Annotated in this window: 8 protein-coding genes; 4 read left to right on the top strand and 4 right to left on the bottom strand. The window is 35.9% G+C overall.

Translation table 11 applies throughout. The features are described 5' to 3' along the window. Positions 1–192: 192 nt before the first annotated feature. On the bottom strand, positions 193–2,103 hold the full coding sequence (gene rho / locus RT228_RS01500; RefSeq protein ID WP_006257116.1) for a transcription termination factor Rho: 1,911 nt from the start codon (positions 2,101–2,103) through the stop codon (positions 193–195). A 189-nt stretch (positions 2,104–2,292) separates the two neighbouring features. Here rho and RT228_RS01505 point away from each other — a divergent pair, with 189 nt between their 5' ends. After that, positions 2,293–2,709, top strand: coding sequence for a DUF4293 domain-containing protein (locus tag RT228_RS01505; protein ID WP_006257117.1), 417 nt, complete (start codon positions 2,293–2,295; stop codon positions 2,707–2,709). 41 nt (positions 2,710–2,750) lie between these two features. Here RT228_RS01505 and RT228_RS01510 read toward each other — a convergent pair whose 3' ends face one another. Together RT228_RS01510 and RT228_RS01515 are read right to left on the bottom strand one after the other, a co-directional pair. Further along, positions 2,751–3,263 carry a metallophosphoesterase family protein gene (locus tag RT228_RS01510; protein WP_006257118.1) on the bottom strand — a complete coding sequence of 171 codons (513 nt, stop codon included), beginning with the start codon at positions 3,261–3,263 and terminating at the stop codon, positions 2,751–2,753. A gap of 52 nt (positions 3,264–3,315) precedes the next feature. Next, on the bottom strand, positions 3,316–4,584 hold the full coding sequence (locus RT228_RS01515) for a M64 family metallopeptidase (protein ID WP_006257119.1): 1,269 nt from the start codon (positions 4,582–4,584) through the stop codon (positions 3,316–3,318). Between the two features lie 545 nt (positions 4,585–5,129). Here RT228_RS01515 and truA point away from each other — a divergent pair. The 3 genes from truA (at position 5,130) to lpdA (ending at position 9,345) form a co-directional block, all read left to right on the top strand. After that, positions 5,130–5,867, top strand: coding sequence for a tRNA pseudouridine(38-40) synthase TruA (gene truA, locus RT228_RS01520; protein WP_006257121.1), 738 nt, complete (start codon positions 5,130–5,132; stop codon positions 5,865–5,867). Next, positions 5,864–7,612, top strand: coding sequence for an ABC transporter ATP-binding protein (locus tag RT228_RS01525; protein WP_006257122.1), 1,749 nt, complete (start codon positions 5,864–5,866; stop codon positions 7,610–7,612). The genes truA and RT228_RS01525 overlap by 4 nt, the downstream gene beginning before the upstream one ends. 341 nt (positions 7,613–7,953) lie before the next feature. Further along, positions 7,954–9,345 carry a dihydrolipoyl dehydrogenase gene (gene lpdA / locus RT228_RS01530; protein WP_006257123.1) on the top strand — a complete coding sequence of 464 codons (1,392 nt, stop codon included), beginning with the start codon at positions 7,954–7,956 and terminating at the stop codon, positions 9,343–9,345. A 146-nt stretch (positions 9,346–9,491) separates the two neighbouring features. On the opposite strand, the gene purB is transcribed toward lpdA, so the two are convergent. Next, on the bottom strand, positions 9,492–10,844 hold the full coding sequence (gene purB, locus RT228_RS01535; protein ID WP_006257124.1) for an adenylosuccinate lyase: 1,353 nt from the start codon (positions 10,842–10,844) through the stop codon (positions 9,492–9,494). Positions 10,845–11,004: the final 160 nt, after the last annotated feature.

Genomic DNA, 11,004 nt, shown 5'->3' on the forward strand with positions numbered 1-11,004 from the left:
ACTATCTTCTCTTTATATCGTCATTTCTTCTGTCATTAAAACTGAGTCAAAGAAACAACTTTTGTTTTATTCTCAAAACATTTAGTATTGAAAATTACGCATTTATATAACAATTAAGAAACTATTTATAAAAAAAAGAGAACATTTATAAATTATAAATGTCCTCTTTTTCAATATACATACAGGTTATTTTTACTTGCTTAATGTTTTTAATACCTCGTCATTATTCGTAGTATTTTTCACATTGTCAATGATAGATGTCATCGCCTCCACAGAGTTCATATCATCTATATATCTTCTAACCATAAGAGCACGCTTAAGCTCCCATTCGTTTAATAATAAATCGTCTCTACGTGTACTAGATGAAGTAATGTCTATCGCAGGGAAAATACGTTTATTTGCCAACTTACGATCTAACTGTAACTCCATATTACCAGTACCTTTAAATTCTTCGAAAATCACTTCATCCATTTTAGACCCCGTATCTACTAACGCTGTAGCGATGATACTAAGAGATCCACCATTTTCTATATTACGAGCCGCTCCGAAGAATCGTTTTGGTTTTTGTAATGCATTAGCATCTACCCCTCCACTTAATACCTTTCCAGATGCTGGCTGTACGGTATTATAAGCTCTTGCTAAACGCGTGATAGAGTCTAATAAGATTACTACATCATGACCACACTCTACTAATCTCTTTGCTTTCTCTAATACGATATTAGCTACCTTCACATGTCTCTCAGCTGGTTCGTCGAATGTAGAAGCAATTACCTCAGCATTCACACTACGCTGCATATCTGTCACCTCTTCAGGGCGCTCATCTATAAGTAACACGATTAAGTATGCCTCAGGGTGATTAGCTGCAATAGCATTCGCTACCTCTTTTAAAAGAACAGTTTTACCTGTCTTTGGTTGAGCTACGATCATACCACGTTGCCCTTTACCGATAGGAGCAAACATATCCATTAGACGAGTAGAAATAGTACTACTCTTCGCATCTAGATTAAACTTCTCATTCGGGAATAAAGGAGTCAAATGCTCAAAAGATACTCTATCTCGAACAGACTGAGGATCGTGACCATTAATTTTCAACACCTTTACTAATGGGAAGAACTTCTCTCCTTCTTTCGGAGGGCGCACCACTCCTTTTACAGTATCACCAGTTTTCAGACCGAATAATCTAATCTGTGACTGAGATAAATAAATATCGTCTGGAGAAGATAAATAGTTGTAATCCGCAGAACGCAAGAATCCATATCCATCAGGCATCATTTCTAATACCCCTTCACTCTCTATAATACCATCAAATTCATAATCAGGTTCTCTGAAATTATTCTTTTTGTTGTTATTATTTCTATTCTGTTGATTGTTATTTCTTTTTTGATTGTCGTTTTCAGACTGTTGAGGAGCAGTATTATCTACAGTAGATATTTCCTCTTTCGCTACAGGCTCTCTATCTGTTGCTGCAACATTAGTTACTTCAGTAGAAGCATTATTCTTAGGTTGTGATTGTTGCTGACGAGATTTGAAATCACGTTTTTGCCCATCACGTCTATTATTATCAGGTTGTCTCTTTTTGAAATCCCTTCTATTTTCGTTTGTAGAACCTCCTTTTTCTTCAGCAGTTGATTCACTTACGGTTTCTTTCTTTTGTTCTTGTTTCGCAGGAGCTTCTTCATTTCTCTGGTGAGTTGTTTTGCGTTGTGTATTATCTGCTAATACACGAGAAGCCTGCTCCACTTTACTCTCTACCTTCCCCTCATCCTCATTAGATTTACCTAGTCTCGGTCTTCTTGATTTCTCAGTAGTAGGAGTTGTATTTTGTTTAACTGTTTTATCTGTTTTTACATCATTGTTAGCCTTATCCACAGCTACTTTTTTAGCTACTGCAGGAGCCTTCTTTTCCTCTAAAGGAGCTTTATCCACAGGTTTAGCTTTTACAGGTGCTTTTTTCTCCTCTGCATTTGTCGCTTGTTGATGTTCTAATATCTGCCCTATAAGTTCGTCTTTTTTCAAAGAAGCCACCTTAGCAATTTTTGCTTTTTTAGCAATCTCCTGAAGATCTGCGACCTTCATTTTTTTTAGTTCGGAAATTTCAAACATATAAATGTTTATAGATTATAAAAATATTGAGTTGTGTAATTTTAAATAAGAATGGAAATTTAAAATAGAATTGCCGTATTATGAAGAACTTACGACAGTACTGATGCAATATTACGAATAAAATTTTATAAACAATAGGTTTTTATAAAAAAGAAACACTATTTTTGTACTTCATACATTTTTACAATTATGTTACAGAGAATACAGACTGTTTATTTGATTCTTGTCTTTATCATTATGGGAGTACTACCTTTTTTCATCCCATTATGGACAAATGGTGCGAATGAACCTATCTATTTCATGATGATGCCTTCATCTACTATCCTATTCGGATTATCTACTGCTCTTACAGTAGTAGCTATTATGGGGTATAAAAATAGAAAGAGACAGTTTGTAATTAATAGATTGAATATAATATCAAACTTTATACTATTAGGATTATTTGTATATCGTGCGCTAACAGTATCTGGAGAAACTGCGGAAGCTATTTCTGAGAAAGGTATTGGGATGTTCCTCCCTATTATTTCTATCCTGTTCCTTGTCTTAGCGAACAGAGCCATTAAGAAGGATGAAGATCTCGTAAAATCTGTGGATCGTTTACGATAAACCTAACATCTTAGTTTATTAGTGCGTTAAAAAAGCCGAACCTATATGAGTTCGGCTTTTTTGTTTTTAGGCCATTCGATAATTTCCATATCCTTTATCGCTCCGTTATCTATCACAAAGCGCAACATCGTACGCACCTGATGAAAACCACTTATACCAGCTGCACCAGGATTTAGATGTAGTACTCCCATCATCTGATCATACTGTACCTTCAGTATATGTGAGTGCCCACAGATATAGATAGCAGGCTTCTCTTGCTTGATTCGCTCTCTTACATTAGCTCTATATTTCCCTGGATATCCACCTATATGGATCATATAGACCTTCATCCCTTCACACTCAAAGAATAACTCTTCAGAAAATTCTAGTCGAGCCTCTTTACCATCTATATTTCCCCATACACATCTAAGTGGTTTTAGCGCCTTTATGGTATCAGTCACTACTAAGTCTCCTATATCTCCTGCATGCCACACCTCATCTGCCTGTCTGACATACTTCAGGATAGACTCATCTATAGTGCCGTGTGTATCCGATAATAATAATATTTTTTTCACCTTTATCTATTTATAATAAGATAGCCTCTCTTAGTGAGAGGCTATACTATGATTACTCTGTATAAAACAAAATTAATTCTTCTATTGCATTCTGACAAACTGGACAGAACTCTGGATACTGATTCGTTTTCATTCTACAGTCTAACGTACCTTTATACACCTTGCGTCCTTCTAGTCCTTCATATACTCCTAGTGGGTATTTTTTACTGTCTTTTTCTAATGTAGGTACTGGAGTTCCCTTTTTAAGCATTTTTTTCCACTTGCTATCGAAGTCTACTAATGTAGTTATATTCTGCTCCCAAGGTTCTGTCTGATTAGAAATTAAATCACTCAACACATCATTAGGGTAAAAATACTCATCTGCTAATCCTGCAAAGCTATGCCCAAACTCATGTACTACCACAGGCTTAAAGTCCTTATGTCCTGTAGTCGTCAATGTATAAGAATTATAGATTCCTCCTCCTCCATACACATCTGTATTCGCAAGAATGATAATGTGTTCATAAGGAATACCTGCTAGTACATCGTGTAATTTCTTAATTCTGTTCGTAGTCAAATAACGCTCCGAATAAAAAGTATCAAAATTAGACTCTACAGCTGTCTTTTTCCAATCTCCTTGTCTTGGGACACTTACCCCTGAGTCTTTAGAAGCACTCTTTACAGCAATAAAATTAAAATTATCAGCAAATTTATCGAAAGGCTTATGTGCTAATAATTGTTCTATAGACACCTTTACAGCATCCATAAATTTCCCCATTTCTTCTTCCTTAAATCCTTCTGCAACGAATACTACATTGATAGCCTTAGCATTGTCTTTCGCTTTATGTACATACTCATGTTTAGTCACATCCTTAGTTCCCTTAGTATGGATTAATATATCTTTAGGATCTACATGATGTACTAATTTATCTTTTTCTTTTCCATCAGCATCGAATAGGATTAATTCTATACGCACATTATCTTTCGGAAACGGTACTAAGAATACATTCTCAAAGCTCTTGGTATTCTTCTGCGCTTCCTCTGTAGATAACCACTCTTGGAATAGTGTACTGAAGCTATTAGTATAGATTAATGTATTTGTTTGCTCATCGTATACACGTACTTGTCCATTTCCTTTTAAGGCATTCTCTCCTAAGTTATGTGTACGCCCAGCCCATGAAGGCAAAGAAATTAATTCATCTAATAAGATAAATTGTCTCTCGTTATTTCCTCCGAATACATAATCTAGACGCAATGTTTTGTCTTCAAAATATTGATTAAAATCCTGTGCCTGTACATAAGAGCCTATACACAAGCCCAGTAATACTAGTAGTTTTTTCATTATTAATATAGTTAGGTTAATTGGGTTAGTTACTTGTCACAACAAGTCAAGTCGTAAAAATAAACATATTTCTAAACTATCTCTTGCTTTTAACGTTGTTTACTTCAGATCGATTTAATTGATCTCTCTTTAGAACTAGTTTTTCTAATATAACCAACGCAAACTTATCAGAGCCATCTCCCTAATCCACCGTTCACACTAGAGTTATACATATTAAGTACATAATTATAACAGGTCGAAAAAGGGATGTTTTTTGAGGTGGTCGCATAGTGGTCGGATAGTGATCGCATAGTGGTCGCATAAAAAAGGGCTAAAACTATGCGACCACTATGGCATCAAACCACGATCACTATTCTAGCAATACAGCCCTAAATAAATTAAAATCCGCCTTCTTACTAAATACCAATAGTAATCCGTCTAGCCCTTTCATTTCTTAGTTATTTGTTCTTCTATTCAAAAAATGAGTTCCTAATTTTATAATAACATCAACTACCTAGTCCCGATTTTAAAGTATATTTGCGTTTTACAAAACAAAGAGAATTACATTGAGATACTTTTTAGAATTCGCATATAACGGAACACATTATCACGGATGGCAATTACAACCTGATGCTATATCAGTACAGGAAGTACTGACTAAAGCTATCTCTACTCTACTACGCATCCCTATAGAGCTAGTGGGAGCAGGTAGAACAGATGCTGGAGTACATGCTAAACAGATGTATGCACACTTTGATCACGAGTTACCTTTTGACAAAGATTCTTTAGTACAACGAATGAATTCTTTTTTACCTGAAGACATTGTTATTTATAATATACATACGGTAGCAGATGATGCCCACGCACGCTTTGATGCGACAGCACGTACCTACGAGTATCACATTCATCAGTATAAAGATGCGTTTTGTAATGCGGGTAGCTACTACCACTTTAGACCGCTGAATGTAGAATTAATGAATCAAGCTGCTCAAATCTTATTTGAGTATGAAGACTTCGAATGTTTCTCTAAGACACATACAGATGTATTCACCTTCAATTGTACTATTTATAAAGCACATTGGGATATTCTACCTGATAACAGACTAGTATTTACCATCTCTGCTAATCGCTTCCTGCGCAATATGGTCAGAGCGATAGTGGGTACTTTAGTCAATGTAGGGCATGAAAAAATAACACTAGATGACTTCAGAACGATAATAGAAAGTAAAGACAGAGGCAAAGCTGGCTTTTCTGTACCTGGAAAAGGTCTTTATTTAACTCAAGTTAGTTACCCTTATTTATGAAAAAACTAAAATCATTACCTCTACAGAAATTATTACAATATACTAAGCCGTATCAAAAACGATTTAATTGGGTAGTTGTATTTGCGATTTCCCTTTCTATATTCGCTGCCATACGTCCGTATATGCTAAAGATAACTGTAGATGAATACGTACAGAAACAAGATCAATCTGGGTTGCTACTCTATATCCTACTGATGGGATTAGTACTCGTACTAGAAGTATCTTCACAATTCTTCTTTACCTATTGGGCGAACTGGTTAGGACAGGATATCGTAAAAGACATTCGAGAGAAACTATTTGATAAAATCATCAACTTCAGAATGCGTTATTTCGATAACGAACCCGTAGGAAAATTAGTGACACGTGCAGTATCTGATATAGAATCTATCGCTAGTATCTTCAGTCAAGGACTCTTTATGATCGTCAGTGACTTACTAAAGATGTTCGTGGTACTGTGTATCATGTTCTATATGAACTGGAAATTGAGCTGTATCGTATTGATAGCTATGCCTATTCTATTATATGCTACTCGAGAGTTCCAACGACACATGAAAACTGCATTCCAAGAAGTACGTACACAGATATCTAATCTAAATACATTCGTACAAGAGCGATTAACGGGAATGAAGATCGTACAACTCTTTACGAGAGAAGAAATAGAATACGAAAAATTCAAAGAGATTAACCATAAACACAATGTGGCTTGGCTAAAGAATATTCTGTATAACTCTATCTTCTTTCCGATAGCGGATATCGTATCTTCTCTTACTCTTGGTTTTGTGATTTGGTATGGAGGGATGTCTATCGTACAAGGAGACAACCTTACTTCTTTCGGAGATTTATTCGCCTATACGATGTTGATCACCATGCTATTTAACCCATTGAGACAGATAGCTGATAAGTTCAATGTCATGCAAATGGGGATTATCGCAGCAGAGCGTGTATTCGAAGTATTAGAAACAGAAGAACAGATAGACGATAGCGGTACAGTCACTGCCCCACAGTTTAATGGTAAAATAGAACTAAAAGCTGTTCGCTTTAGTTATATCGAAGGAACAGAAGTACTAAAAGGGATTAACCTAGATATAGCTGCTGGTAGCACCATTGCGATCGTGGGAAGTTCTGGTGCAGGTAAGTCTACTATCATCAATCTATTAAATAGATTCTACGATATAGACAGTGGTACGATCTGTATCGATGGTGTCAATATCAATGAATATAAACTAGCTACACTGCGCAAACAAGTAGCAGTGGTACTTCAGGATGTATTCTTATTTAGTGACACAATATACAATAATATCACGCTACATGATGAGAGTATCACAAGAGAGACTGTCATCGAAGCTGCTAAGAAAATAGGGATACACGACTTCATCTTACAACTCCCTGGTGGATATGATTATAATGTGAAGGAACGCGGTGTCATGCTATCATCTGGACAGCGTCAGTTGATCGCTTTCTTACGTGCGTATGTTAGTAATCCTAGTATTCTGATACTAGATGAAGCTACCTCTTCTATCGATACACATTCAGAAGAATTACTACAGAAAGCGACTGACTATCTAACTAAAGATAGAACGTCTATCATTATAGCACACCGATTAGCAACGATAGTAAACGCTGATCAAATTATCGTAATGGATAAAGGTAAAATAGTAGAAAAAGGAACTCATAAAGACCTATTAGAAATCCAAAACGGATACTATAAAAACCTACACGAGTCACAGTTTAACAAACAAATATAGCTCAATATACAGAAGCGATAGATCCACATCTATCGCTTTTTTATTGTTCATTATAACAATGGTTTCTCTACCCAAAATGAATTAGACGAAAACTTCCGAAGAGTAGAAATACTTTTGTTCTAAAATTTCAATATTTTTTAGTACGCTATTCTCTCCTAGTTTTTTAAAAGATTATCAACAATATTGCCTTTTTGATAATAATTGTCACGTCTTAATAGCCAAATAAGCCACACTCCTTGCAATTACCTTAGTTACAGCCTATCAACTTTTCGTATTGAAAGTTTCAATAACAGAAATAAATGATTATTTTCGTAGCATAAAATATAGAAATATATAGATATATGAAATTCGATATTATTGTTTTAGGAAGTGGCCCTGGAGGTTACGTTACTGCGATTAGAGCTTCTCAGTTAGGTTTTAAAGTTGCAGTTGTTGAAAAAGAAAATTTAGGAGGTATCTGCTTAAACTGGGGATGTATCCCAACGAAAGCTCTTCTTAAATCGGCACAGGTGTTTGAGTACCTTAAACACGCTTCTGACTACGGATTGACTATCAATGGTGATGTAGATAAAGATTTCAATGCTGTTATCGCACGTTCTCGTAACGTAGCTGAAGGAATGAGCAAAGGAGTTCAATTCTTAATGAAAAAGAATAAGATCGAAGTTATCGACGGATTCGGAAAAGTAAAACCAGGTAAGAAAGTAGACGTTACTGACAAAGATGGAAAAGTAACTGAACTATCTGCTGACCATATTATCATCGCTACAGGTGCTCGTTCTAGAGAGTTACCTAACTTACCTCAAGATGGTAAAAAAGTAATCGGATACAGACAAGCATTAACATTACCTCAACAACCTAAGAAAATGATTGTTGTTGGTTCTGGAGCTATTGGAGTTGAGTTCGCTTACTTCTATAAATCAATGGGAACTGATGTAACTATTGTTGAGTTTATGCCAAATATCGTTCCTGTAGAGGATGAAGATATCTCAAAACAATTTGAGCGTTCTTTAAAGAAAAATGGTATCAACATTATGACTAATTCTTCTGTAGAGCGTATCGACACTACAGGTGAAGGAGTAAAAGCATATGTAAAAACAGCTAAAGGTGAAGAGGTATTAGAAGCTGATATCTTATTATCTGCTGTAGGTATCAAAACGAATATCGAGAACATCGGATTAGAAGAAGTAGGTATCGCTACAGATAGAGATAAAATCTTAGTAAACGATTTCTACCAAACTAACGTACCTGGATACTATGCTATCGGTGACGTAGTACCTGGACAAGCGTTAGCTCACGTAGCTTCTGCTGAAGGTATCTTATGTGTTGAGAAAATCGCTGGACACCATGTAGAGCCATTAGATTACGGAAATATCCCAGGATGTACTTATGCTACTCCAGAGATTGCTTCTGTAGGTATGACTGAGGCTAAAGCGAAAGAGGCCGGTTATGAACTTAAAGTAGGTAAATTCCCATTCTCTGCATCTGGAAAAGCAAAAGCTGCTGGTACTCCTGATGGATTCGTTAAAGTTATCTTTGATGCTAAATATGGTGAGTGGTTAGGATGTCACATGATCGGAGCTGGTGTTACAGATATGATCGCTGAGGCTGTAGTTGCTCGTAAATTAGAAACTACTGGATACGAAATCCTTAAAGCTGTGCACCCACACCCTACTATGAGTGAGGCTGTGATGGAAGCTGTAGCTGATGCTTACGGTGAAGTAATCCACTTATAAGAATTAGATTATTCAATATATAGAAACGGGCTGCCTTAAGGTAGCCCGTTTTTTATTTATCTATTCTAGAAACAGTGTTCTAACCATGAAATAAAAAAGCGAGTCCTTCTTTCGAAAGACTCGCTTATTCATTTTATAGTAAATTCTTATGATAGAATATCTACTCCTAAATAATTAGCTGGTGTGATTGCTTTAAGTTCAGTTTTAATCGCATCAGATACATTTAATGTCTCGATGAAATTATGCATTGATTCTTTATTAATCACTGTATTCGTTCTAGTCAAATCTTTTAATGCTTCATACGGATTAGGGTATCCTTCTCTTCTTAGGATAGTCTGAATAGCTTCTGCTACTACAGCCCAGTTATTCTCTAAGTCTTGAGCAAACTTATCTGCATTCAGCAATAACTTATTCAATCCTTTTAATGTAGACTCAAATGCAATAAGCGTATGTCCAAAAGGCACTCCTATATTACGCAACACTGTACTGTCTGTCAAGTCACGTTGAAGACGTGATATCGGTAACTTAGCAGCTAAATGTTCAAAGATCGCATTAGCAATACCTAAGTTTCCTTCTGAATTTTCGAAGTCAATAGGATTCACTTTATGAGGCATAGCCGAAGAACCTATCTCTCCTGCCTTAATCTTCTGTTTAAAGTAATCCATCGATACATACGTCCAGATATCTCTATCTAAGTCTATCAGTATCGTGTTTATACGTTTTAATCCATCGAAGAATGCTGCGAAGTGATCATAGTGCTCTATCTGTGTAGTCGGGAAAGAATGCTTAAGCCCTAAAGTCAATTCTACGAAGTCAGTTCCAAACTGTTTCCAATCTTGTTTTGGGTAAGCTACATGGTGGGCATTAAAGTTACCTGTAGCACCACCGAATTTAGCAGCAAAAGGTACTTGCTCTAATAATGCTAACTGCTGTTCTAAACGCTCCACAAATACGTAAATCTCTTTACCTAGACGTGTAGGAGAAGCAGGCTGACCATGTGTACGTGCTAACATAGGTACATCCTTCCACTCTATGCTCAACTCTTTTAATCTATTGATAACAGTTAGTAAAGATGGTTTATACACATCCTCATATGCTTCTTTAGTCAATAAAGGTATAGAGGTGTTATTAATATCCTGAGAAGTTAGTCCAAAGTGAATAAACTCTTTATACTCTTCTAACTTTAAAATGTCAAATGCGCTTTTCAGAAAGTACTCTACTGCCTTCACATCGTGATTCGTCGTTTTCTCCATCTCCTTGATCCACAAAGCATCTTCTGTGGTAAACTCTTGATACAGTTTACGCAATTCAGGAAAGATAGAACTTGGGACATTGGCTAATTGAGGGACATTGTGCTCACATAGAGAAATAAAGTACTCTACTTCTACTAATACTCTGTACTTGATTAATGCTTCTTCTGAGAAATAATTAGCTAGTGCATTGGTCTTACCTCTATAACGCCCATCGATAGGCGAAATAGCATTTAATTCTGTTAGCATATTTTAGATTGTGTTGTTAAGACACAAAGATAAAGCATTCGATACAGAATCAAAGTATCTTAAATAAAAAAGATAGTTGATAGTAGGTTTGTTTTTTTGTGATGGTGTTTTTTTGTGATGGTGTTTTTTTGTGATGGTGTTTTTTTGTGATGGTGTTTTT

This window comes from Myroides sp., from assembly GCF_032073645.1.
In the GTDB taxonomy this organism is placed as follows: Bacteria; Bacteroidota; Bacteroidia; order Flavobacteriales; family Flavobacteriaceae; genus Flavobacterium; species Flavobacterium odoratimimum.

Coding starts and splice junctions, on each gene's coding strand:
- rho (WP_006257116.1), bottom strand. CDS start 2,103: ATGTTTGAAATTTCCGAACTAAAAAAAATGAAGGTCGCAGATCTTCAG.
- purB (WP_006257124.1), bottom strand. CDS start 10,844: ATGCTAACAGAATTAAATGCTATTTCGCCTATCGATGGGCGTTATAGA.
- RT228_RS01505 (WP_006257117.1), top strand. CDS start 2,293: ATGTTACAGAGAATACAGACTGTTTATTTGATTCTTGTCTTTATCATT.
- lpdA (WP_006257123.1), top strand. CDS start 7,954: ATGAAATTCGATATTATTGTTTTAGGAAGTGGCCCTGGAGGTTACGTT.
- RT228_RS01515 (WP_006257119.1), bottom strand. CDS start 4,584: ATGAAAAAACTACTAGTATTACTGGGCTTGTGTATAGGCTCTTATGTA.
- RT228_RS01525 (WP_006257122.1), top strand. CDS start 5,864: ATGAAAAAACTAAAATCATTACCTCTACAGAAATTATTACAATATACT.